Genomic DNA, 22,754 nt, shown 5'->3' on the forward strand with positions numbered 1-22,754 from the left:
TTGGAATTCTGATCTGGTGCGCCCGGCCAATCCATCTACCAGGGGAATTCTGTACGCATGTCGCTCGAATCCGTTCGTGCCTTCTTTGCCACCCACGCGCCCGACATATCGGTGATCGTCACCAAGGGGAGCTCCGCGACTGTGGCGCTTGCCGCCGAGGCGCATGGTGTCCGCCCGGAGCAGATCGCCAAGACGATCTGCTTGCGCGTCGGCGACCGCACGATGCTGATCGTGGCGAGCGGGACCGCCCGGCTCGACAACAGAAAGTTCAAGGATAGGTTCGGCGGCAAGGCACGCATGCTGGACGCCGAACAGGTGCTGGAGGCTACGAGCCATCCCGTGGGCGGCGTCTGCCCCTTCGGCCTGCCTTCGCCGTTGCCCGTCTATTGCGACGTGTCGCTGCAAGCCTTCGCGGAGGTCGTGCCCGCGGCGGGCGCCACCAATGCCGCCGTACGGCTGACCCCTCAGCGCATGGCCGAATTGACCGGCGCCGAATGGGTCGACGTGTGCCAATAGAGCGCCATGCATCCTTTCGGATGGAGTACGGCGCTCTATCTCCTTGTTTCAGCCGCATTTATGCGGCGCCAAGTGATTCCACTTGGCTGCAAAATGCTCCGGGAGAGCGATCATGAGCGAACGCAGGACCATCGTTCCTCCCGTGTTGAAGGGTGTCTACGAGCAATGGCATTTCGCGCCGGCGGTCGTCTCGAAGGGCATGATCTATTGCTCCGGCATCATCGGTACGAGTGTCGACGGCGAGGCGCCTGGCAGCGCGGCCTTGCAAGGCGCACAGGCGACAAGCGGCACCGCGGACGCGCCGCTCTCGGCACTCCAGGCGGTGCGCGATCCCGAGGCGCAATTCGCCACCGCCTTCGAGGCGCTTGCCGCCATCCTGGCGGAGGCGGGCGCCAGCCTTGCCGATCTCGTCGAGATCACCACCTATCACGTCGACATCGCTCGCCACATGGAGACCTTTGCCAGGGTGCGGGACCGTTACCTGAAGGAGCCTTGGCCGGCCTGGACGGCGATCGGCGTGGCCGAGCTCGTGGTGCCCGGCGGATTGCTGGAGATCAGGGCGATCGCCGCCCTGCCAGAAAAATGACCGGCACTGGCCGGTCTGGATCGAGAAGAGGAGACATCGGATGGAAATCAAGCGTTGCGGATCGCGACCGTCGGTGACACCTCCAGCCGACTATTTCACCGGCAAGGTACGGCAGGATCCCATCCACGAAGCGCCGGCGCCGGCCAGCGTCCGGGCCGTCAGCGTCACCTTTGAACCCGGCGCGCGCACGGCCTGGCATACGCATCCGCTCGGCCAGACACTCGTCGTGACCTCCGGCTGCGGCCTCGCGCAGTCCTGGGGCGGTGAGGTCCAGGAGATACGGGCCGGCGACGTGATCTGGTTCCCGCCGGGCGAGAAGCACTGGCACGGCGCGGGGCCGACCACGGCGATGACGCACATCGCCATCCAGGAAGCGCTCGAAGGCAAGGCGGTGGAATGGATGGAACAGGTGTCGGACCAGCAATACGCCTCGAAGACCTGAACCAGAGTCAGCTCCCGGCTTGCGGCAGATAGCGCTGGATCAGCTCCTCGACATGGTCGTTGCGGCTGCGCGCCGAGTCGCCGCCCATCACCACGACGATGAGGCGGCGGCTGCCGTTGTTTACCGAGGTCACGATGTTGTAGCCCGAGGCGCGGACATATCCGGTCTTGATGCCGTCGACACCGGCCACCCGCCCGATCAGGTCGTTGTGGCCACGAATGGTTTTGCCGCGGAACACGAAGTCCTTTTCGGAGAAATAGTGGTAATAATGCGGGAAGCGCTGGCGCAGAGCCATGCCGAGTAGGGCCATGTCGCGGGCCGTCGTGTGCTGGCCGTCGTCGGGCAGGCCGGAAGCGTTGCGGAACACGGTATTGCGCATGCCGAGCACGCGTGCCTTGGCCGTCATGGTCGCGGCAAACACCTCTTCCGAACCGGCGATATACTCGCCGACCGCTACGGCCACGTCGTTGGCCGACTTGGTGGCGAGCGCCCGGATCGCCGTATCCACGTCGATCGTCTGCCCGCTCTTGAAGCCGAGCTTGCTCGGCGGCTGCTTGCGGGCGTGCTCGGAAACCGGGATCTCGGCAGTCTTGCTGATCTTACCGGCGTCGATGGCCTCGAACAGCAGATACAGAGTCATCATCTTGGTGAGTGATGCAGGGTAACGTTCCGCTTCCGCATTAGCCTGGTAGAGCATCCGGCCGTTCCTCGCATCGACCACGATGGCGGCGTAGCGGCCGGATGTGTCGAGCGTCGTCGTCGGCGCGACGGCTTCAATCTCCGTGGTCGTGCAGCCGGCGACCGCTATCGCCAGAAGCAGGAAGACGGCCGCGCGGCGGAAGAAGGAAAAAGAGAACGGCAAGTTTTTTGACCTGAACAATTTGAGTTGGATCGTTCGCGAACTTATACGCGGCAACTTTCCCGAAGCTAACGTCATCATCAATTTGGCAGCCGGCCGTTAAGAAGAGGTTTGGCCGCCTGTTATTTCTTACTTGTCGACCCCACCCCAGATCGCCTCGGCCGTGCGCACGACGAGATCGAGCTTCCGCTTCTGGTCGTCCTCGGTGATCTTGTTGCCTTCTTCCGTAGAGGCGAAACCGCATTGCGGCGCGATGCCGAGCTGGCCGATGTCGGCGAATTTCGAGGCCGCTTCGAACTTGCGCTTCAGATCGTCGAGCTTTTCGAGCTCTCCTGCCTTTGTGGTGATGAAGCCCGGCAGCACCCGTTTCGCGCCGCGCGGTAGCAGTCGGAGCGGCTCGAGCCCGCCGGCGCGCTCGCTGTCATATTCCATGAAATAGATGTCGATGCCGGTCTGGTTGAAGACGGCGTCGGCGGCCGGATCGTAGGCGCCTTCGGCCACCCAGGTGGACTGGAAATTGCCGCGGCACATATGCATCGCGATCAGCATGTCGTCGGGACGATCCGCGATCGCGTCATGCATCATCTCGGCGTAACGCGAGATCAGCCAGTCCGGGTCGGTGCCTTCGGCCGCCTTCTGGGCGCGGATCTTCGGGTCGCACAAATACGCGAAGAAGATGTCGTCCATCTGCAGGTAGCGGCAGCCGGCCTCGTAGAAGGCTTTTACCGCCTTGGCGTAGGTTCTGGAAAGGTCGGCGAACAGCGCCTCGGGATCGTCCCGGTATTCCCTGGGATGGATGTCCTCGCGCGCGGTCCGGAAGTGACAGCAGCTCGGTCCGGGAATGGAGATCTTCGGCGTCAGCCCAGTCACCGAGGCCAGGTATTTGTAATGCTCCAGCATCGGGTGGTCGTCGGGGAAGTCGAGCTTGTCGGTGATCGTCGGAAAGATCGGTCGCAGCGTCGCGCCGTGAAAATGGACGCCCTCGTCGCGTTCCACGAGATCGAACCCGGTCAGGCCGCCCATGAAGTCGTAGTGCCAGAAGGACCTGCGGACCTCGCCGTCGGTAACGGCGAGCAGGCCGGCATTTTCCTGCATCTTGACGATGTCGCGAACCGCCTCGTCCTCGATAGCCCGGAGCTCTTCGCTGTCGATCGCCTTTTCCTCGAAATGGCGCTTGCGAGCTTCCTTGACCTTGGCGGGCCGGAGCAGGCTGCCGACATGGTCGGCACGATAAGGCGGCTTGGCGATCGTTGCAGTGGGCATGGGCTTCCTCCGGGTCTGATCAAAATGGCTCTAGCATCCGAGCGGCGCACTGGACAATGCGGCGAAGCAGGAGGGGAACGACAAGACCACGAAAAAGCGGAACGCACCGCTGCCCGGCTTGCCGCTCGGTTTTGCTTGTGCCAGAACTTCCCTTGACCGATGGCGTTTGAGGAGGCTGCATGTCCGAGATCGCCCATATTGCCGCGACCATCTTCAAAAAGGCGGCGAAATCCGACCGCTTCGTAGTCGCGATCGCCGGTCCGCCCGGCGCGGGCAAGTCGACCATCGCCGAGCAACTGGCGGCACTCTTGCCCGAGAACTCGGCGATTGTCGTCCCAATGGACGGGTTCCACTACGACGATGTCGTTCTGGAGAGGCTGGGTCTTCGCCCACGCAAGGGGGCGCCGGAGACCTTCGATCTGCGCGGTTTCATGGCGCTGCTCAGGCGTGTCAGGGCGGGCGAGCCCGACATCGCCATTCCCGTCTTCGACAGGAATGTCGAGCTTTCGCGAGCTGGCGCCGCGTTGATCGACGCCGACGCGAAGTTCATTCTTGCCGAAGGCAACTACCTGCTGCTCGACGAAGATCCTTGGAACGAGCTTGCCGGACTCTTCGATTTCACCATTTTCCTCGACGTGCCGCGCGAGGAATTGGAGAAGCGGCTCCTGCAGCGCTGGCGCGACCATGGCCGGTCCGACGAGGACGGCCGCAATTGGGTCGCTACCAACGATATGCCGAATGTCGATCGCGTGCTTGCCCGCCGGCGCCCGGCCGATCTCGTCGTCTGATCCGCTGCCTCTGCCCCGGCGATGGATTGCCCAGCTGTGTTCGCGCTCCAGATATCCGACGGACCGGACCGTCCGGTCGGTCCGGGTCGCTTCGGGATGCGGTAATGGCGCAGCAAAACCGACCGAAAGTCGAAGGGCTTCCCGCGCGGGCGCTGTCGTCCTCGGAGTTTGCCACGACCATGTCGCATTTCCACCGGGCCGAAATCGCCCGGATGGCGGGATGGCGCGACAGGCTCGACCGCACGACCAACTGGGCGATCACGGTGGTCGCGGCGATGCTTTCCGTTTCGCTGTCGACGCCCAATGCCCATCACGGCGTATTGTTGTTCGCGATGCTTCTCGTCCTGTTGCTGCTGTGGATCGAGGCGCGGCGTTACCGGTTCTTCGATGTCTATCGGACCCGCGTTCGCCAGTTCGAACGTTATTATTTCGCGCAGATCTTCTCGCCTCAACCGGACTTCGCCTCCGATTGGCAATATGTCCTCGGCGAGGGGCTGAGGACGCCGAAGTTCCTGATCTCGCATCGCGTCGCTTTCGCACGCCGCTTGCGACGGAACTATATCTACATGTTCCTGATCCTGCTGCTCGCCTGGGTGCTGAAGCTTTCGACGCCCGGGCTGCAGTTTGACGGGGCTGGTTTCGACTTCGTGCGCTCAGTCAGGGAAGCCGTGTCGAACGCCGCGCTGGGTCCGTCGCCGGGCTGGGTGGTGATCGCGATGGTGGCGGTATTCAATGCGGCTCTGCTCGCCACGGCGCTTCTTACCGATGCCGATGACGGCGAACTGGCCCACGGCAACGTCCATGTGTGACGGCGCTGTCCCGCCCGGTCGGTCAGAACGGCCCGAACTTCTCGGTGGCTTCCTCGACTGAATAGTAACCCAGTGCCACGTCGCGGCGCACGAGGTTGCGGTCGCGCAGGAACGGGTCGCCGTAGCCCCCTCCGCCCGGCGTGCCGACCCTGACGCGGTCCCCGGCCTTCAGCGGGATGTCCTGTTCCTTGGAAAGATGCGGCGGCGTATGAGGCTTGCCGTCCCGGAACACCGCCACCGTATTGACCGCGCCATCGGAGCCGCCGCGGACGCCTTGCGGCCCGAAACGGCCATGATCCATGACGAAGGATGCCCACGCCTCGCCGCGCAGCAGCTCCACCTCGTAGGAAAGGCCGAAGCCGCCGCGATGTGTTCCCGCTCCGCCCGAGCCTTCGCGCAAGGCGTAGTGGCGGTAGAGCACGGGATAGGCCTGCTCCATCACTTCGACGGGGGGCGATTTCGAGATGCCGATCGTCGAGCAGCCGTTGGAGAGGCCGTCGTGATGGGCGTTGCCGCCATAACCACCGCCGGAGATCTGGTACATGACGAAGTCGCGCCGGCGCGCCGGATCGTGGCCGCCCAGCGCGAAATTGCCGCTGGACCCGGCCGGCGCGGCGGTCACCTTGTCGGGCAGCGCTTGCACCATGGCGGCGAACACCGCTTCGGCGATGCGCTGGGAGACTTCCGCGGCACAGCCCGAAACCGGGCGCGGATAGGCCGCGTCGAGGAACGTGCCGTGCGGACGCTTCACGACGAGAGGCTCGAATGCTCCGGCATTGATCGCCACGTCGGGGAAGATATGCCGCATGGCGAGATAGACCGATGACAGCGTCGTCGCGATGACGCTGTTCATCGGGCCGGCGCAGGGTGGGCTCGACCCGGTGAAGTCGAAGGTGAGCCGGTCGCCCTCCTTCTCGATGGCGAGGGCGATGGTCAGGGGTTCGTCGACCACCCCGTCGGAATCGACGAAGGCCTTTGCGCGATAGACGCCGTCGGCGATGGCGCCGATATGCGCCCGCATCTGGGCGGCGGCGCGCCGGCGCAGCTCCTCGATCGCCGCGGAGACCGTTTCGTCGCCGTATCGATCCAGGATCGCGAACAGCCGCTCCTGCCCGACCGTCAGGGCCGCGGCCTGCGCCTTGATATCGCCGATGCGCTGATCCGCCACGCGGATATTCGAAGTAATGATGGCGTAGATCTCGGGGTCGAGCTCGCCCTTCTTGAAGAGCTTTACTGGCGGCAGGCGCAGGCCTTCCTGCTCGACGGCCGTCGCCGAGGCCGAGAAGCCACCGGGCACGGCGCCGCCTATGTCCGGCCAGTGACCGGTGTTGGAGAGCCAGCAGAAGATCGAGCCGTTCCGGTAGACCGGCATCACGAAACGCACGTCCATTAGATGCGTCCCGCCGAGATAGGGGTCGTTGACGATGTAGATGTCGCCCTCTTCGGGCGGCAGGCAGCGGCCGTCCCGGATCATCTCGATCAGTGTCTTCGTCGAATACTGCATGACCCCGACGAAGACGGGCAGGCCTTGCGAGCCCTGGGCAATGAGAGAGCCGTCGGCCGCCGAATAGATGCCGTCGGAGCGGTCGTTGGCCTCCGCGATCACCGGCGAGAAGGCGGCGCGGGAGAAGGTCAGGTCCATCTCGTCGCAGGTCTGCTGCAGCGCGGCCTGGATGACGGAGAGCGTGATGGCGTCGAGTTCGATCATCCCTCGGCCCTGCCAATCTCGATGAGGATGTTGCCGTCGCCGTCCGATCGCGCGCGATCGCCCGGCTCGATCAGCGTCGTGGCGTCGAGCTGCTCGAGGATCGCCGGCCCGACGATCTCGGCTTCCCCAGGCAGCTTCTCCCGGTCGTAGACGGGCGTGTCGAGCCAGCGCCCGTCATACCAGACGGGGCGCCTCTCGCGCAGCGCACCCTCCAGCGTGGCAGCACGGTGCTCCGGGTGGAGCAGCGCCGACAGTTCCACCTCAGGCCGCTCGCCGATCACCGACGTGTTGAGATTGACGAGATTGGCGCGGATTTCGGGCAGCTTCACCTTGAAGCGGGCGAAATAGGCCGCCTCGAACAATTCCTGCAGCACGTCGCGGCTTATCTCGGTCGAAGGAAGCGGCACGTTGACGATATGCGTCTGGCCGATGAACTGCATGTCGGCCGAATGGACGTAGCGCACCATGCGCGGCTTGACCGCCTCCTTGGCGATCAGGGCGGCGCCTTGGCCGCGGTGCCGTTCGAGCAGCTCCGTGATCTCTGTCGGATCGAGGGAAGCCACCGGCCGGTTGAGCGTATTGACGAAGTCGTGGCGCAGATCCGCCACCACGCAGCCCAACGCATTGGTGATGCCCGGCCGTGCCGGCACCAGCACCTTGGGCAGGCCGAGCTCGCGCGCCAGGGCCGCCGCATGCAGCGGTCCCGCCCCGCCGAAGGCGAACAGCACGAAATCGCGCGGATCGTGCCCCCTTGCCACCGATACCATGCGGATCGCGCCCGCCATCTTCATGTTGGCGAGCTTCAGCACGGCGCCTGCCGCTTCGATGGCGTCGAGGCCTGTCGGTGTTCCGATTTTTCCCCCGAAGATATCGCGCACGCTGTCCACCGCGACGGGCTCGTCGATGGCGAGCAGCCTCTTCGGATCGAGCCGCCCAAGCAGGAGATTGGCGTCGGTGATGGTGGGCTCGGTCCCGCCACGCCCATAACAGATCGGCCCGGGGTGAGCGCCCGCGCTTTCCGGCCCGACCTGGATGAGGCCGGAAGCATCGACGCGGGCGATGGAGCCGCCGCCGGCGCCGATCGTATGGACGTCGACCATCGGCACGTGGATCGGCATGGCGTATTCGATCTCGATCTCGTTCGAGACGGCGGGCTCGGCGTTGCGGATCAGGGCGACGTCGGTGGAGGTGCCGCCCATGTCGTAGGTGACGAGGTTGGGATAGCCGGCGCGGCGTCCCGTATAGGCGGCGGCGATGACGCCCGACGCCGGGCCGGACATCACGGTCTTGGCCGCCTCGCGCGCCACGAAACGGGCCGAGATCATGCCGCCATTGCCGTTCATGATCAGGAAGTCGCGTCGATAGCCGCGATCCTCCAGTTCGCGGCGCAGCTTCTCCACATAGGTTTCGAGGATGGGCCGGACCGAGGCGTTGACCGCGGCAGTGACGCCGCGCTCGAATTCGCGCGCCTCCGACAGCAGGGAATGCCCGGTGGTGATGTAGCGGTTCGGCCAAGTCTCCGCGGCGATCTCGGCTGCGCGCCTTTCATGGGCGGGATTGGCATAGGAATGCAGGAAATGGATGACGAGGGCCTCGCAGCCCTTGGCGAGCAGCGTGCCGACGGCCTCGCGCACCTCGTCCTCGTCGATCGGCGTGCGCACCGCGCCGGAAGCCTCGACCCTTTCGTCGACCTCGAGGCGCAGGTCGCGGGGGATCACTGGCACGAAGGTGCCTGTCATGCCGTAGGCCTGTGGCCTCGTGCGGCGGCCGAGCTCGATGATGTCGCGGAAGCCGCGGGTGGTGATCATGCCGGTGCGGGCGAGACGGCGTTCCAGCACGGCATTGGTGGTGGTCGTCGTTCCGTGCACGATGAGGTCTATATCGGAGATCGCATGGCCGGCCTCGGCGAGCGCTGCGATCACGCCGAAAGCCTGGTTGTCGGGCGTCGTCGGCGTCTTGGCGATCCTCACCCGGCCACTCGGCCCGTCGATCAGGATGAGGTCTGTGAAGGTGCCGCCGACGTCGATGCCGGCCACGACGTTTTCGTCTGCTGCGCGATCGTTCTCCGCCATGCGAGGAATCCGAAATGCCGAGCCTAACGATACGCCGCTGATTGGAAAGGCGTTTCCTGCCCCGATCTTGACGCGATATTCATTTGTATACTAATAACTTTGGCTGACAAGTATTCCTCGCTTCCAAGCTGACAGCCAGGCGCGCCGGATAGGTGCTTCCGCGTGCATGGATCGAGTTTGGGCCGAAAACGCCGCCGAAAGGTCCGGATTCGATGCAGTCTGCCGCAAACGTCCTGGCGACGAACGACACCGAAACCCGCCAGTTCCCGATCCCCGCCAACGTCCATGCGGAGACGGTCGTGTCGGTGAAGCATTATACCGATAGGCTCTTCTCATTCCGCGTCACGCGGCCTCAATCGTTCCGCTTTCGCTCGGGCGAGTTCGTCATGATCGGCCTGCCCAATGCCGAGAAGCCGGTGTTCCGCGCCTATTCCATCGCGAGCCCAGCCTGGGACGACGAACTCGAGTTCTTCTCGATCAAGGTGCCGGACGGTCCGTTGACGCAGCACCTGCAGAGGATCCAGCCCGGCGATACGGTGCTTATGCGCCAGAAGGCGACGGGAACGCTGGTGATCGACGCTCTGACCCCGTGCAAGCGCCTGTTCATGATCTCGACGGGGACGGGCATCGCACCCTTCGCCAGCCTGGTGCGCGATCCCGACACGTATGAGAAGTTCGACGAGGTGATCCTCACCCATACCTGCCGCGACCACGCCGAGCTTCGCTACGGCGAGGAGCTCTTCGGCCAGGCCGCCAATGATCCGCTGATCGGCGAGGTCGCCGCCGGCAAGCTTACCCACTATGCGACGACCACCCGCGAGATCTCGCCGCGCATGGGCCGCATCACCCGGCTCATCGAGAACGGCAAGTTTTGTGCGGATCTCGGCATACCCGCGCTCGATCCGGCAACCGACCGTGTCATGATCTGCGGCTCCATGTCCATGCTGAAGGACGTGAAGGAGCTGGTCGAGGGCCTGGGCTTCACCGAAGGCTCGCTCAGCCACCCCGCCGAGTTCGTGGTCGAACGCGCTTTCGTCGGCTGACGACAGCGCCAACGCCGTGCTGCCGGTAGGACTGCTACTGATGGCATAATAGATAGCCTTCGACCTGGAGTTCCTTCACGCCCCCCTCTGTCCTGCCGGACATCTCCCCCATAAGGGGGGAGATTGGCTGTCACTTGCGATGGCGCTCGTTCTGCAACGTTGGCGATTGGCGAAATCAGATATGAAGTCCAATCTCCTCCCTTGTGGGGGAGATGTCCGGCAGGACAGAGGGGGGCAACGTAGGGCGCCTGCGCGCCACGGCTGGCCTTACCGTATCGCCTGCCCCTCCGCATCGAAGCGATATGTCCGCTGGGGATCCGGCGTGGCGTACAATGTCGCGCCCGGCTCGGCGTTGTACACGCCGAAGATGCGTGCCGTGAGCAGGCCGGCCTTCTCACAGTCGAGATAGAGATTGGTGTCGGCGCCGAGATGTTCGGCGTGGATCACCGTGCCTTTCCAGGTGCCGGACTTGGCGTCCACCGTCAGGTGCTCCGGCCGCACGCCCACCGTCGTGGCGGTGTCGCCGATCTTCGAACCCTCGATGAAGTTCATCCTGGGCGAGCCGATGAAGCCGGCGACGAACATGTTCGCCGGCGAATTGTAGAGCTCCATCGGCGCGCCGATCTGCTCGATACGGCCGGCGTTGAGAACGACGATCTTGTTGGCCAGGGTCATCGCCTCGACCTGATCATGTGTGACGTAGACCATGGTCGCGGACAGGCGACGATGAAGCTGGGCGATCTCCAGCCGGGTGTTGACGCGCAACGCCGCATCGAGGTTGGACAGAGGTTCGTCGAACAGGAAGAGCTTGGGTTCGCGAACGACCGCCCGGCCGATCGCCACGCGCTGGCGCTGGCCGCCGGAAAGCTCGGCCGGGCGCCGCTCCAGGTAAGGCTCCAGCGAAAGCATGGTCGAGGCCACAGCGATGCGCTTGCCGATCTCTTCCGCCGCCGTGCCCGCCTGCTTCAGCCCGAGACCCATATTGTTGCGGACCGTGAGATGCGGATAAAGCGCATAGGTCTGGAACACCATGGCGATGCCGCGCTTGGCCGGCGGCACCTTGTTGACCGCCCTTCCGTCGATCTGCACGACGCCGGAAGTGGCGTCTTCGAGCCCGGCGACGATCCTGAGAAGTGTCGACTTGCCGCATCCCGAGGGGCCGACGAAGACGACGAACTCGCCCTCTTTCACTTCCAGGTCGATCCCTTTCAGCACCTCGACATTGCCGAAGGATTTCTTGACGTTTTCGAGCTTGAGCGAACCCACTGGCAATCCTTCGATGTGAGTTAGGCTTGAGCAATTCCAGCAAAAGTGCGTAGCGGTTTTGCGTTCGGAATTGCGTAGAAACAAACAGATAGGGCGTTTTCGCGATTCGAAGAAAAGCGGAAACGCCCTAGCTCGCGCGAGTGGTCCACCGCGAACTTTCCGTCCGAGAGCTTTTCGGAATTCATTTGACGGCTCCGGAGGTGATGCCGCGGATCAATTGCCGGGAGAAGATGAGATAAAGGACGAGCACCGGCAGGATCGCCAGCGAGAGCGCCGCCAGCACTGCGTTCCAGTTGGTCACGAACTGGCCGATGAAGATCTGCGCGCCGAGCGTCACGGTCTTGGTGGCTTCGCCCGGCGCCAGGATCAGCGGGAACCAGAGGTCGTTCCAGATCGGGATCATGGTGAAGACGGCTACCGTCGCCATCGCCGGGCGGACCAGCGGCAGCACCAGGCGGAAGAAGATCGTATATTCGGAAAGGCCGTCGATGCGCCCGGCATTCTTGAGGTCGGCGGACACGTTCTTCATGAATTCGGACAGGATGAAGATGCAGAGCGGCAGGCCTTGCGCGGTATAGACCAGGATCAGCGCCGTCAACGTGTTCACCAGTCCGCTTGCCACCATCAACTGCAGTATGGCGACCGTGCCCAGCCGGATGGGGATCATGATGCCGAGCGCGAGATATAGCCCCATGAGCGTGTTGCCGCGGAAGGAATATTCCGAGAGGGCGAAAGCCGCCATGGCGCCGAAAAGCAGCACCAGGAACAGCGAGACCACCGTCACGATTAAGCTGTTCTGGAAATAGAGCAGGAAGTCGCCCTGCGCCATGACGGTGGAATAGCCGATGAGATCGAAGGTCTCGGTCGTTGGCAGCGACAGCGGCGAGCGGAAGATGGCGTTGCGCGACTTGAACGAGTTGACGACGATAACGACTACCGGGAACAGCGCGATCACCGTATAGGCGATCAGCACCGCATGGGCGGCGATGCTGCGGGCGAGGGAGGAACGAGCCTGGCTCACTGTGGGTCTCCCGTTGGTGTCAACTGCAGTTGACCTCCCCCGTTGAGGCCTGTCAGATTCACACGTTTGTGCGCGGTTGCCTGGAAACATGGCGCGTACGGCAGGTCCCCCTCTCCGTCTCGGCTTCGCCGAGCCACCTCTCCCCCACGTCGTGGGGAAGAGGAAAGGCGCCGAACGTGCGGCCGGCGGTTCCTCTCCCTCACCAAGGTGGGGGAGAGGTGGCTCGGCGAAGCCGAGACGGAGAGGGGGACCTGCCAAGCAATGAGGAATGACATTTCCAGATGTGTGAACATCGTAGCCTTGAGGGGGAGATGGCCGGCAGGTTGGAGGGGGGTGCTCGGTGCGTTCATCGCTGCCAAACCTAGAACTGGTACCGCCGCAATCGCGTCTGCACGGTGAACAGATAGAGGCAGACGCCGGTCAGGATGATGAAGAACATGATCGAGGCGATGGTCGATCCCATGTTCGGGTCGCCTAGCTGCAGCTGGAACCCGAAGAAAGTGCGATAGAGGAAGGTGCCGAGGATATCGGTCGAGAAGTTCGGCCCGGCCAGCGCGCCCTGCGCGGAGTAGATCAGGTCGAAGGCGTTGAAGTTGCCGACGAAGGTCAGGATCGAAATGATGCCGATCGCGGGCAGGACCAGCGGCAGCTTGATCTTCCAGAACTGCGCCATCCCGGTGATGCCGTCGCATTCGGCAGCCTCGATCACCTCGTCGGGGATCGACAGCAGGGCGGCGTAGATCAGCATCATCGGGATGCCGACGAACTGCCAGACCGAGATCAGCGCCAGCGTGGTGAGCGCATATTCCTCCTTGCCGAGCCAGGGGGTGAACAGACTTTTCAGTCCGACCAGATCGAGAAGGTTGGGCGCGACGCCCCACAGCGGCGAAAGGATAAGCTTCCAGGCGAAGCCGACGACGACGAAAGAGAGGATCGTCGGGATGAAGATAGCCGTGCGGTAGAAGGCGGCGAAGCGCAGCTTCGGGCTGGACAGCAGCGCGGCGAGCATCACGCCGATCGGATTCTGCACCAGCATGTGGATGATGAAGAACCAGAAATTATTGGCCAGTGCGTTCCAGAAGCTCTTGGAGAGTGTCGGGTCGGTGAACAGCCTGCGGAAATTGTCGAAGCCGACGAACACCACCTGCTGTGCTTCTGTCCGGAAAAGCGAGAGCTGCAGCGTGCCGAAGAGCGGCAGGATCATGATGGCGGTGTAGACGAGCACCGCCGGCGCCAGGAAAACACCGATATGCCACCGGGCGGACCTGCTCGTCGTGGTTGCCTCAGCCATTTGTTTTCGCTCGCTATCAGCCTGCGGGGAAATGCGCCAAAGGCGCCGCTCCTGCTTTGACCGGAGGAACGGCGCCTTTGGCCCGGCGCTACTTGGCCGGCTTGTACCAGCTGTCGAGCCCGTCCTGGAGCTTCTTGGCCGCGACTTCCGGCGTGTCGGTGCCGTTGATCACGTTGGCCGATTCGACCCAGGTTTCGTTCTCGAGATTCGGCGTGCCGCGCGACAGGATCTGATAGGTCGAGCGGATGGTCGGCTTGCACTTCTCGCGCCAGGAGACGAATTCCTGGGCGAGCGGGTCCTCCATCTTCACCGGCTTGGACGACAGGCTGAAGAAGCCGGGCAGCGCATTGGCGTAGATGGTCGCGAACTCGTCCGAAGCGACCCACGACAGGAACTGCTTGGCTGCATCGGCATTCTTGCTCTTCGGATTGAGGCCGATGGCGATGTCGTTGTGGTCGGAAATGTAGCAGGTATCGCCGGCATTCTTCACCGGCGGCGGGAAGGCACCCATCTTGAACTGAGCCTGGGTGTTGAAGGTGCCGATCTCCCAGGAGCCGGCCGGATAAATGGCGGCACGGCCGAGCGTGAAGAGGTTCTGGCTGTCCGGATAGCTCTGCGCTTCGAAGCCGTCGCCGAGATAGGGCTTCCACTTGGCGAGTGTCGCGAAGGGCTCGACCCACTGTGGGTCGGTCAGCTTCTGTTCGCCCTTGATCAGCGCGAGGCGGCCTTCTTCGCCCTTCCAGTAGTTGGGGCCGATATTCTGGTAGCCCATCGTGGCGGCTTCCCAGAGATCCTTGGTGCCCATCGCCATCGGGATGTAGGTGCCGTCGGCCTTGATCTTGTCGAGTGCGGCGAAGAATTCGGCCTCCGTCGTGGGCACGGCGATGCCGAGCTGGTCGAAGGCATCCTTGTTGTAGATGAAGCCGTGGATGACCGAGGCCATCGGCACGCAGAAGGTGGCCTTGCCGTCATCGGTCTGCCAGGCGGATTTGGCGACGTCGGTGAAGTTTTCCATGCCGGGCAGGCTGGTGAGATCAGCCAGATGTCCCTTGTTGTAGAGCTCGAGCGAGGCGTCGAAGGGCCGGCAGGTGATGAGGTCGCCGGCCGAGCCGGCGTCGAGCTTGGCATTGAGGGCGGCATTGTATTCGGTCGGCGCGGATGGCGCGAACACGACCTTGATGCCGGGATGTTTCGCCTGGAAGGCCGGGATCAGCTTCTCCTGCCAGATGGTGAGGTCGTCGTTGCGCCAGCTCTCGATGGTGAGCGTGGCGTCCTGCGCGGCCGCGGCGCCTGCGAAGCAGAGCGTGGTCGTGCCGAGCAATAGTGCCGTCAGTGCCTGTCTTGTCATGGTCAGTCTCCCTGTTGACCTTGTCGATACCGTATCGAGAGCGCCTGCTCCCCGGTCCGAAACGCGCCTCGACAATGGGGCGCCTGTCGAACTTGTTGCCCCGAAATGCTGGATGAAGCGCCAGCAAAAGCCCGCACTCGCCGAGTGACGAGGCTCGGGGAAATCACCTGGTTCTGTCTTGAAGCGTGCACGGCGTCGCATCGCGAATTCGCTCGCGGCGCTCCTCCAAACTCCTCCTTCGATTGTCGACAATACCAAAAAAATACCACTTGTCCAGCGGAGATGGATCGCGTTGCTGCAGCAATGCTGCCGGCCGTAAGTAAAGTACCCAAGCTAAAGGAGGAATTCTGTGGATCTGAAGGTCGAAGCGCGTAAAAATTTAGCCTTGGCTAATGGTATTTTATTGGTATTATCCAGACAGGAGGTGGCCCATCGTGGAACTGGTGCTCGGGATAGACGGAGGCGGCACGAGTTGCCGTGCGGCGCTCGCGAGCGCGGCAGGCGAAGTGCTCGGCCGTGGCAGGAGCGGCGCCGCCAACATCATGACCGACCTTCATGGTGCGCGCGCCAATATTGTCGAGGCGGCGCGCCTGGCCTTTGTCGACGCCGGGCGTGACCCGGCCCTCATCCCGGCGGTGGGCGCGGTGCTCGGCCTGGCCGGCACCAATGTCGGCGGCTTCAAGCAGCAGCTCCTCGAAATTCTTCCATTTCGCGAAAGCCTGGTGGAAAGCGATGCGCTCATCGCGCTCAACGGCGCGCTTGGCGACCACGACGGCGCGATCGCCATCATCGGCACCGGGTCGATTTTCATGTCTCGACGAGGGGACCGTTTCCAGACCATAGGCGGCTGGGGCTTCATGCTGGGCGATCTCGGCAGCGGGGCGCGCCTCGGCCGCGACCTCCTGCAGGAAACGCTTCTCGCCCATGACGACATCCACCCCTCTTCCGGCCTGACCGATGCCGTGCTGGAGCGCTTCGATGGCGATCCGCGCAACATCGTCAAGTTCGGAGCCGCGTCGAAGCCGGGCGACTTCGCCGCGCTTGCGCCCATGGTCCTGGAGTTCGCCGGCAAGGGAGACGAGGCTGCCTTGCGTGTCCTTCGGCGCGCCATCCGTAACATCGAGGAAGCGCTCGCCGCGCTGAAGCTCGGGCCGGACGACCGGCTCTGCCTGCATGGCGGGCTTGCCGGGCTCTATGTTCCTTATTTTTCCCAGGACTATCGTGCACTGCTGAAACCGCCATTGCAGGATGCGCTGGGCGGCGCGGTTCAGATGGCCGTGCGCCATTTCGGCGCGGGCCGGAAGGCGGCGCATGGTTGACGCGATCTTCTCCGGTTTCAGGACGGCCGGCCCGGCCGGGGCTCCGCTCTACTTGAAACTGAAGCGATCCATAGAAGATGCCGTCCGCAACGGTCTCATCGGCCCCGGTGACGCGCTGCCTTCGGAGCGCGATATAGCGCTGAAGGCAGACGTATCGCGGGTCACCGTGCGCAAGGCAGTGCGGGACCTGGTGAAGGGCGGGATCCTCGTCCAGCGTCACGGCTCCGGCACTTTCGTGGCGCCGCGGCTGGAGCGGGTTGAACAATCGCTGTCGCGGCTTACTTCCTTCACCGAGGACATGGCACGACGGGGCTTGTCGGCGCGATCGCAATGGCTGGAACGCGGCATCTATCCGCCTTCCCCCGAGGAGATGATGGTGCTCGGCCTGTCGTCACGGGAAATGGTGGCTCGGATCGCGCGGCTGCGCGTCGCCAACGACACGCCTCTCGCCATCGAGCGGGCTTCGCTTTCCGCCAACGTGCTGCCCGATCCCTCGGTGATAGGCACTTCGCTTTACGCCGTCTTGGAGCGCGACGGCCTGCGACCGGTACGTGCCGTGCAGCGCATCTCAGCCGCCAATCTCGGCGAGACGGATGCAAGCCTGCTCGAGGTGGCGCCTGGTTCCGCGAGCCTCAACATCGAGCGGGTTTCCTATCTCGCCACGGGCAGGGTGATCGAATTCACCCGTTCCGTCTATCGCGGCGACGCCTATGATTTCGTCGCCGAATTGCGTCTCGGCGACTCCGAGGAAAGTGCAGGAGGCCGACCATGAAACCCACACATATGCGCCAAGAGATCGAGGAGATCCCGCAGGCCGTCGCTCGTCTGCTCGATGGCGCGGAGAAGGTGCTTGCCGAGGCCGGGCGCGATATCCGTCAGCGCGATCCCCGCTTCGTCGTCACGGTGGCGCGCGGCTCGTCCGATCACGCGGCTTCCTTCATGAAATATGCCGTCGAGCTCACGGCCGGCCTGCCGGTCGCTTCGGTCGGTCCTTCCATCGCCTCGATCTACGGCGCGCGGCTCCGCCTTGCAGGATCGGCCTGCCTGGCGATCTCGCAGTCGGGCAAGAGCCCGGACATCGTTGCCATGGCCGAAGAGGCCAAACGGGGCGGCGCGCTGACCATCGCCGTCACGAACACGGCGGACTCGCCGCTGGCGCGGGGCTCCGACCACGCGATCGACATATTGGCAGGGAAGGAGCGCAGTGTCGCCGCGACCAAGACCTTCGTCAATTCGGCCGTCGCCGGGCTCGCCCTGATGGCGCACAGCACCAATGACGAGGAGCTCGTTGCCGCGCTTCGCCAACTGCCTGAACATTTCAGCACGGCTATCGGCTGCGACTGGATGGATCTGGCCGGCGCGTTCGACAGCGCGAATTCGCTGTTCATTCTCGGGCGCGGGCCTTCTCTGGCCATCGCCAACGAAGCGGCGCTCAAATTCAAGGAGACCTGTGGCGTACATGCCGAGGCCTATAGCGCGGCCGAGGTCATGCATGGACCCATGGCGCTCGTACAGCCCGGCTTTCCCGTGCTGGCGCTCGCGGCACGCGACCGGTCCGAGCCATCGGTGGCGGAGGCCGCCGATCGGCTGGTCGGCAAGGGAGGGACAGTTTTCACCACCTCGGCGTTGGCGAAGACCTCGCGCCGTCTGCCCTTCGCCGCCACCGGCCACCCGCTGACCGATCCACTCGCCCTCATCGTCAGCTTCTACGCTTTCGTCGAGGCTTTCGCGCGGCATCGCGGCCTCAATCCTGACCAGCCCCGACATCTGAACAAGGTCACCGAAACGGTATGAACGACGCCATCGCCATCAAGGCGGCAACAATCTTCGACGGCGACAGCTGGCATGAAGAATCGGCGCTCGTGCTGCGCGACGGCGTGGTCGAGGGTATCGTCGCCGCTTCCGGCCTGCCGGCGGGAGACGAGGTCATCTCGGTGGACGGCATGCTCGTTCCCGGCTTCGTCGACCTGCAGGTCAATGGCGGTGGCGGCATCATGCTGAACGATCGGCAGGATGTCGAGGCGATCCGAACCATCTGCGCCGCTCACGCGCCCTTCGGCACGACCGCGCTGCTGCCCACGCTCATCACGGATACGCCCGAGATCACCCGGAGCGCGGTAGAGGCCGGTGCCGAAGCCGGCCGGCGCAAGGTGCCGGGGTTCCTGGGCCTGCATCTCGAGGGACCGCATCTGTCGATTGCCCGGAAGGGGGCGCACGACCCGGCGCTGATCCGTCCCATGGACGATGGGGCCGAGGCGTCGCTGATCGCCGCCCATGAAAAAGTGCCGGTGCTGCTGACCACCGTCGCGCCGGAGTCGGTGGAGCCGGCTCGCATCGAAAGGCTGGTGAAGGCGGGCATCGTCGTCAGCCTGGGCCATTCCGACACGAGCTATCCCCAAGCGATCGCCTGTGCCGAGGCCGGCGCCTCGATGGCAACCCACCTGTTCAATGCGATGAGCCAGATCACCAATCGAGAGCCGGGTCTTGCCGGAGCGGCGATCGATTCGGGGAGATTCTTCGCGGGGATCATAGCCGACGGCTTTCATGTCGATCCGGCAACGATCCGGATTGCGGTGAAGGCGAAAAGCTCGCCGGGCCGGCTGTTCCTCGTCACCGACGCGATGGCGACCATCGGCACCGACATGACGTCCTTCACCTTGAACGGGCGCACGATCACCCGCGCCGATGGCCGGCTCACCCTTGAGGACGGCACACTCGCCGGCGCCGATCTCGACATGATCTCGGCCGTGCGTTTCATGCATCGGACGATCGGGGTCGAGCTGTCGGAAGCCTTGCGCATGGCCTCGCTTTACCCGGCCAGGGCCATGGGCCTGGACGGCTCGCACGGCCGCCTCGCCAAGGGCGCGCGCGCCGATCTCGTCCACCTGTCGAAGGGGCTGGACGTGCTCGGCGTCTGGATCCGCGGCGAGCAGGTTTTCTTCGTCTGATCGTCCTCCGCCGGGGCAATGCCGGCGATGGCCCTCAAGGCGATGGAATGCCTAATTCCACGCTTGGCGCATACAACCTCAGGTTAAGTCCCAAGATTAGGGGGCTGGCGGCTCACTGTACTTCAACGACATCTACGTGAGCCATAGTGACATGAAGAGCGGCCATCGATGACTCCAATGCCGTCCCGCCGATAGTCTGTGATCTCATGCTGGAATTCGCGACCTGTGTCCAACCGGCGACGCACCAGGGGTGTTGTATCGCGGAGCTTCTGTACAGTCTTCAAATATTGCTAGAAAAGCCTCCGCGACCGGTGCCTTCATCATCGGTTTCTCTTTGCAAGACTTGCGAATAAATCCTTTGCCGACCAAAAGATTGTTACATATCAGAAGATTATACCGAGGCGTGATAACCGTGGAAGGGGCTCGCGCCGTTGGCCGGACAGGGAAGGGCAAGCTCCTCGGAGAGGGTTGACGCAGCCGTCTGCGAGCACTCCGCATCGGGGTTGAAAAGGCATCCGCCGGTTTGGCTGGGCAGTGCCCATGCCGGGGACCGACATGTCGGCCGGGTCGACGAACCGGCACCTTTGTGGCTACCGTTTGTCAAGCGCGAGGTCGATCTGTGACCTTCGTGCCACAGTGTGTCCAATTCGTCTTTTATGCACGTCTAAGTCGTTGCCGATGTCGCGAGGCTGAAATAAACGGCCCTTACACGAGCAAGGGGCGGGTGGGAATCATCCTTGCAAAACGTGGCGGACGGCGTTGCTTCGACGAAGGCCTCCCAACTTTGTCGCGAGGGCTCGCCGTGCCGAATCTGACTGTAACTGGAGCTATTGAAAATGAACATTAAAAGCCTCCTTCTCGGCTCTGCGGCCGGGCTTGTGGCTGTCACCGGCGCCCGCGCCGCTGATGCAGTTGTCGTGGCCGAGCCTGAGCCGGTGGAATATGTGCGCGTCTGCGACGTCTACGGCGAGGGCTTCTTCTACATCCCCGGCACCGAGACCTGCCTGCGCATCTCCGGTTATGTCCGGTACAAGGTGGGCGCCACCAGCGACGACGGCCTCGCTGCCGGCGACACGCCGAACTTCGAAGGCTACGAAGGCGACGGCTGGAACAAGCGCACCCGCGCCCGCGTGAACCTCGACGCTCGTTCGGAAACGGAGTGGGGCATGCTGCAGGCCTATGTCCGTCTGCAGGCGGACTGGGGTCTGTCGAACTTCGACAACGACCGTCCCAGCCCCTTCTCGGACGGCCCGGTCGGCGTCGATCAGGCCTGGCTCTCGCTCGGTGGCCTGCGCATGGGCTACACGCAGTCGGCCTGGGCCGAGACGGTGTTCGGCGTCACCAATGGCGGTTCGTTCTCTGACGGCTCGCTCTACTACGGCGACCAGCAGCGCCACCTCATCCAGTACAACTTCGGCGGCGACACGGGCCTGTTCGGCGTGGTCTCGCTCGAAGACGACGCGCTGGAAGGTGACGGCTATGTTCCGGACGTCGTCGGCGTGCTCGGCTATCAGGCCGGCTGGGCTGCCGTCTGGGCTCGCGTCGGTTACGACAACTCCTACAACAGCACCCCGCTCGACAACGGCGACAGCGGCTTCGGCGTGCAGCTCGGCTCGCAGTTCAACATCCCGAACAGCGGCACCTCGATCCGTCTGATGGGCTGGTATGCCGACTCGGACAATGCCTACGGCTCCCAGAGCCCCTTCGGCGGCGTGACGGGTGGTTACGGCAATGCCGAGTGGTCTGCGCTTGCCTCCGTCAACCATCAGTTCACGGACAAGATCAGCGCCTCGACCGGCTTCCAGTACTTCAACAACTTCTACGAAGGTCTGAGCGACGTGAAGACCGGTCTTAACGGTTATGCCGTCGACCTGTCGGTCGTTTACGAGCCGGTGCAGAACTTCGAGATCCGCGCCGAAGCCAACTACAACAAGGTCGACGACCTCGACGGCTCGGTTTCCGGCTTCCTCTGGTTCCTGCGTCGCTTCTGATTGTAGCGAATATGCAACACACGAACCCGGCGGCGCTTGCCGCCGGGTTTGTTTTGTTTGGTCGTTGTTGCCTGTCCATTGGGCATGCCGCATAGTAGCCATTCTCCCGAATGAATCGCGGCATAGCGAATCTGTCCGACCGCGAGGGGGCGGGGGCAACAGGCAGATGACGTCGGGGGACGCCATCCGACCCGAAAACAAGAATTGAGGGATCTGGCACTCGGACCGCGTTCAACGAATCGGGAGATTCCGAATGAGTCCGAAAAGCCTTCTTCTGACTTCCGCCGCCCTGCTGATGGCGGCAACCGGCGCTCGTGCCGCCGACGCAGTCGTCGTCGCCGAGCCGGAGCCGGTCGAATATGTCCGGGTATGCGACGTCTTCGGCGAGGGTTTCTTCTATATCCCCGGCACCGAGACCTGCCTGCGCATTTCCGGGTACATCCGTTACCGCATCGGGGCGACCAATGACGACGGCCTCATTCTTGACGCCGACGGCAATGTCATCGGAGGCGACACGCCAAACTTCAACGGCTTCGCCGGGGATGGCTGGAACAAGCAGACGCGCGCCCGCGTCAACATCGACACCCGCTCCGAAACGGAATGGGGCACGCTGCAGGCCTTCATTCGGTTGCAGGCGAATTGGGGCCAGGCCGACGAAGATGTGAATCCATTCGCCGATGGCCCGGTTGCGATCGACCAGGGCTGGCTCCAGATCGGCGGCCTGCGCATGGGTTACACCAACTCTGCCTATGCCGAGACGATCTTCGGCGTCACCAATGGCGGTTCCTTTTCGGATGGCGCGCTCTGGTACAGCGACCAGCAGCGCCACCTGATCCAGTATAATTTCGGTGGCGAAACAGGTCTGTTCGGCGTTCTCTCGCTCGAAGACGATGCCCTCGCCGGCGACGGCTACGTTCCCGACGTGGTGGGCCTCCTCGGATACCAGGGCGGCTGGGGTGCCATCTGGGCGCGGGCGGGCTATGACAATGCCCGGGGGGATCTTCCAGATACCGACGATGAATTTCTAGGCCTCGACAGCGAACTCGAGGAGAGCGGCTTCGGTGCCCAACTCGCAGCCCAGATCAACGTCCCCAACACGAACACTTCGTTCCGCGTCATGGGCTGGTACGCGGACTCCGACAACGCCTACAGCACGTTTAGCTCCTATGGCGGCATCAGCGGCGGCTTCGGCGCCGCGGAATGGTCGGCGCTTGCGGCCGTCAACCAGCAGTTCACGGAGAAGTTCAGCGCCTCGACCGGCTTCCAGTATTTCAGCAACTTCTACGAAGCCTTCAGCGACGAGAAGACCGGACTGGACGGTTACAGTATCGATTTGTCCCTGGTCTACGAGCCGGTGACCAACTTCGAAATCAGGGCCGAGGGGAACTACGACAAGGTGGACGATTTCGACGGAACGGTCAGTGGCTTCCTGTGGTTCTTGCGTCGGTTCTGAGCGGGGAAAGCCTAATTTAAGCAAACGCTGA

Annotated in this window: 20 protein-coding genes; 12 read left to right on the forward strand and 8 right to left on the reverse strand. The window is 63.6% G+C overall.

Annotation, left to right across the window (positions count from 1 at the left end):
• Nucleotides 1-57 precede the first annotated feature (57 nt).
• The 3 genes from ACCO56_RS23405 (at nucleotide 58) to ACCO56_RS23415 (ending at nucleotide 1,544) form a co-directional block, all read left to right on the forward strand.
• Entirely contained in the window at nucleotides 58-516 is a 459-nt protein-coding gene (locus ACCO56_RS23405) for a YbaK/EbsC family protein (protein ID WP_433643274.1), read from the forward strand.
• A 112-nt stretch (nucleotides 517-628) separates the two neighbouring features.
• Nucleotides 629-1,102 carry a Rid family hydrolase gene (locus ACCO56_RS23410; RefSeq protein ID WP_433643275.1) on the forward strand — a complete coding sequence of 158 codons (474 nt, stop codon included), beginning with the start codon at nucleotides 629-631 and terminating at the stop codon, nucleotides 1,100-1,102.
• Between the two features lie 40 nt (nucleotides 1,103-1,142).
• Nucleotides 1,143-1,544: a (R)-mandelonitrile lyase gene (locus ACCO56_RS23415; RefSeq protein ID WP_433643276.1), complete on the forward strand. Its 402-nt coding sequence runs from the start codon at nucleotides 1,143-1,145 to the stop codon at nucleotides 1,542-1,544.
• A 7-nt stretch (nucleotides 1,545-1,551) separates the two neighbouring features.
• Here ACCO56_RS23415 and ACCO56_RS23420 read toward each other — a convergent pair whose 3' ends face one another.
• Together ACCO56_RS23420 and ACCO56_RS23425 are read right to left on the reverse strand one after the other, a co-directional pair.
• On the reverse strand, nucleotides 1,552-2,406 hold the full coding sequence (locus tag ACCO56_RS23420; RefSeq protein ID WP_433643277.1) for a D-alanyl-D-alanine carboxypeptidase family protein: 855 nt from the start codon (nucleotides 2,404-2,406) through the stop codon (nucleotides 1,552-1,554).
• A 126-nt stretch (nucleotides 2,407-2,532) separates the two neighbouring features.
• The gene (locus ACCO56_RS23425; RefSeq protein ID WP_433643278.1) at nucleotides 2,533-3,666 is read right to left on the reverse strand and encodes a 5-methyltetrahydropteroyltriglutamate--homocysteine S-methyltransferase; all 1,134 of its coding nucleotides are present in this window, start codon (nucleotides 3,664-3,666) and stop codon (nucleotides 2,533-2,535) included.
• A gap of 179 nt (nucleotides 3,667-3,845) precedes the next feature.
• Between ACCO56_RS23425 and ACCO56_RS23430 the strand changes: the two genes are divergently transcribed.
• Complete coding sequence (locus ACCO56_RS23430) at nucleotides 3,846-4,454, forward strand: nucleoside triphosphate hydrolase (RefSeq protein WP_433643279.1); 609 nt, start codon at nucleotides 3,846-3,848, stop codon at nucleotides 4,452-4,454.
• Nucleotides 4,455-4,558: 104 nt separating this feature from the next.
• Nucleotides 4,559-5,263: a DUF2270 domain-containing protein gene (locus ACCO56_RS23435; RefSeq protein WP_433643280.1), complete on the forward strand. Its 705-nt coding sequence runs from the start codon at nucleotides 4,559-4,561 to the stop codon at nucleotides 5,261-5,263.
• 22 nt (nucleotides 5,264-5,285) lie between these two features.
• Here ACCO56_RS23435 and ACCO56_RS23440 read toward each other — a convergent pair whose 3' ends face one another.
• Nucleotides 5,286-6,971, reverse strand: coding sequence for a hydantoinase B/oxoprolinase family protein (locus ACCO56_RS23440; protein WP_433643281.1), 1,686 nt, complete (start codon nucleotides 6,969-6,971; stop codon nucleotides 5,286-5,288).
• Nucleotides 6,968-9,043 carry a hydantoinase/oxoprolinase family protein gene (locus tag ACCO56_RS23445; protein ID WP_433643282.1) on the reverse strand — a complete coding sequence of 692 codons (2,076 nt, stop codon included), beginning with the start codon at nucleotides 9,041-9,043 and terminating at the stop codon, nucleotides 6,968-6,970. The genes ACCO56_RS23440 and ACCO56_RS23445 overlap by 4 nt, the downstream gene beginning before the upstream one ends.
• Nucleotides 9,044-9,255: 212 nt before the next feature.
• Here ACCO56_RS23445 and ACCO56_RS23450 point away from each other — a divergent pair, with 212 nt between their 5' ends.
• The gene (locus ACCO56_RS23450) at nucleotides 9,256-10,086 is read left to right on the forward strand and encodes a ferredoxin--NADP reductase (RefSeq protein ID WP_433643283.1); all 831 of its coding nucleotides are present in this window, start codon (nucleotides 9,256-9,258) and stop codon (nucleotides 10,084-10,086) included.
• A gap of 267 nt (nucleotides 10,087-10,353) precedes the next feature.
• Here the strand turns inward: ACCO56_RS23450 and ACCO56_RS23455 are convergent, their stop codons facing one another.
• From ACCO56_RS23455 to ACCO56_RS23470, 4 genes are all read right to left on the reverse strand, one after another.
• A complete protein-coding gene (locus ACCO56_RS23455) occupies nucleotides 10,354-11,352 on the reverse strand; it encodes an ABC transporter ATP-binding protein (protein ID WP_433643284.1) in 999 nt (332 codons plus the stop codon).
• A gap of 181 nt (nucleotides 11,353-11,533) precedes the next feature.
• Nucleotides 11,534-12,373 (reverse strand): carbohydrate ABC transporter permease, encoded by an 840-nt coding sequence (locus tag ACCO56_RS23460; RefSeq protein WP_433643285.1) that lies wholly within the window; start codon nucleotides 12,371-12,373, stop codon nucleotides 11,534-11,536.
• A 361-nt stretch (nucleotides 12,374-12,734) separates the two neighbouring features.
• Complete coding sequence (locus tag ACCO56_RS23465) at nucleotides 12,735-13,664, reverse strand: carbohydrate ABC transporter permease (protein WP_433643286.1); 930 nt, start codon at nucleotides 13,662-13,664, stop codon at nucleotides 12,735-12,737.
• A gap of 88 nt (nucleotides 13,665-13,752) precedes the next feature.
• Nucleotides 13,753-15,012 (reverse strand): ABC transporter substrate-binding protein, encoded by a 1,260-nt coding sequence (locus ACCO56_RS23470; protein WP_433643287.1) that lies wholly within the window; start codon nucleotides 15,010-15,012, stop codon nucleotides 13,753-13,755.
• Nucleotides 15,013-15,446: 434 nt separating this feature from the next.
• On the opposite strand from ACCO56_RS23470, the gene ACCO56_RS23475 reads away from it, so the two are divergent.
• The 6 genes from ACCO56_RS23475 to ACCO56_RS23500 all read left to right on the forward strand — a co-directional run bounded on the left by ACCO56_RS23475 (nucleotide 15,447) and on the right by ACCO56_RS23500 (nucleotide 22,723).
• Nucleotides 15,447-16,331 (forward strand): BadF/BadG/BcrA/BcrD ATPase family protein, encoded by an 885-nt coding sequence (locus ACCO56_RS23475; RefSeq protein ID WP_433643288.1) that lies wholly within the window; start codon nucleotides 15,447-15,449, stop codon nucleotides 16,329-16,331.
• Nucleotides 16,324-17,103: a GntR family transcriptional regulator gene (locus tag ACCO56_RS23480; RefSeq protein ID WP_433643289.1), complete on the forward strand. Its 780-nt coding sequence runs from the start codon at nucleotides 16,324-16,326 to the stop codon at nucleotides 17,101-17,103. The genes ACCO56_RS23475 and ACCO56_RS23480 overlap by 8 nt, the downstream gene beginning before the upstream one ends.
• On the forward strand, nucleotides 17,100-18,125 hold the full coding sequence (locus ACCO56_RS23485; RefSeq protein ID WP_433643290.1) for an SIS domain-containing protein: 1,026 nt from the start codon (nucleotides 17,100-17,102) through the stop codon (nucleotides 18,123-18,125). Before ACCO56_RS23480 ends, ACCO56_RS23485 begins: the two co-directional genes overlap by 4 nt.
• Complete coding sequence (nagA, locus tag ACCO56_RS23490) at nucleotides 18,122-19,279, forward strand: N-acetylglucosamine-6-phosphate deacetylase (protein ID WP_433643291.1); 1,158 nt, start codon at nucleotides 18,122-18,124, stop codon at nucleotides 19,277-19,279. Before ACCO56_RS23485 ends, nagA begins: the two co-directional genes overlap by 4 nt.
• A gap of 836 nt (nucleotides 19,280-20,115) precedes the next feature.
• Nucleotides 20,116-21,270, forward strand: a complete 1,155-nt coding sequence (locus ACCO56_RS23495; protein ID WP_433643292.1) for a porin — start codon at nucleotides 20,116-20,118, stop codon at nucleotides 21,268-21,270.
• Nucleotides 21,271-21,523: 253 nt separating this feature from the next.
• Nucleotides 21,524-22,723, forward strand: a complete 1,200-nt coding sequence (locus tag ACCO56_RS23500; RefSeq protein ID WP_433643293.1) for a porin — start codon at nucleotides 21,524-21,526, stop codon at nucleotides 22,721-22,723.
• Nucleotides 22,724-22,754 lie beyond the last annotated feature (31 nt).

This window comes from Mesorhizobium sp. 1B3 (assembly GCF_050958605.1).
Lineage (GTDB): Bacteria > Pseudomonadota > Alphaproteobacteria > Rhizobiales > Rhizobiaceae.

Coding starts and splice junctions, on each gene's coding strand:
- ACCO56_RS23430 (WP_433643279.1), top strand. CDS start 3,846: ATGTCCGAGATCGCCCATATTGCCGCGACCATCTTCAAAAAGGCGGCG.
- ACCO56_RS23410 (WP_433643275.1), top strand. CDS start 629: ATGAGCGAACGCAGGACCATCGTTCCTCCCGTGTTGAAGGGTGTCTAC.
- ACCO56_RS23495 (WP_433643292.1), top strand. CDS start 20,116: ATGAACATTAAAAGCCTCCTTCTCGGCTCTGCGGCCGGGCTTGTGGCT.
- ACCO56_RS23405 (WP_433643274.1), top strand. CDS start 58: ATGTCGCTCGAATCCGTTCGTGCCTTCTTTGCCACCCACGCGCCCGAC.
- ACCO56_RS23480 (WP_433643289.1), top strand. CDS start 16,324: ATGGTTGACGCGATCTTCTCCGGTTTCAGGACGGCCGGCCCGGCCGGG.
- ACCO56_RS23470 (WP_433643287.1), bottom strand. CDS start 15,012: ATGACAAGACAGGCACTGACGGCACTATTGCTCGGCACGACCACGCTC.
- nagA (WP_433643291.1), top strand. CDS start 18,122: ATGAACGACGCCATCGCCATCAAGGCGGCAACAATCTTCGACGGCGAC.
- ACCO56_RS23415 (WP_433643276.1), top strand. CDS start 1,143: ATGGAAATCAAGCGTTGCGGATCGCGACCGTCGGTGACACCTCCAGCC.
- ACCO56_RS23450 (WP_433643283.1), top strand. CDS start 9,256: ATGCAGTCTGCCGCAAACGTCCTGGCGACGAACGACACCGAAACCCGC.
- ACCO56_RS23435 (WP_433643280.1), top strand. CDS start 4,559: ATGGCGCAGCAAAACCGACCGAAAGTCGAAGGGCTTCCCGCGCGGGCG.
- ACCO56_RS23465 (WP_433643286.1), bottom strand. CDS start 13,664: ATGGCTGAGGCAACCACGACGAGCAGGTCCGCCCGGTGGCATATCGGT.
- ACCO56_RS23485 (WP_433643290.1), top strand. CDS start 17,100: ATGAAACCCACACATATGCGCCAAGAGATCGAGGAGATCCCGCAGGCC.
- ACCO56_RS23440 (WP_433643281.1), bottom strand. CDS start 6,971: ATGATCGAACTCGACGCCATCACGCTCTCCGTCATCCAGGCCGCGCTG.
- ACCO56_RS23445 (WP_433643282.1), bottom strand. CDS start 9,043: ATGGCGGAGAACGATCGCGCAGCAGACGAAAACGTCGTGGCCGGCATC.
- ACCO56_RS23500 (WP_433643293.1), top strand. CDS start 21,524: ATGAGTCCGAAAAGCCTTCTTCTGACTTCCGCCGCCCTGCTGATGGCG.
- ACCO56_RS23425 (WP_433643278.1), bottom strand. CDS start 3,666: ATGCCCACTGCAACGATCGCCAAGCCGCCTTATCGTGCCGACCATGTC.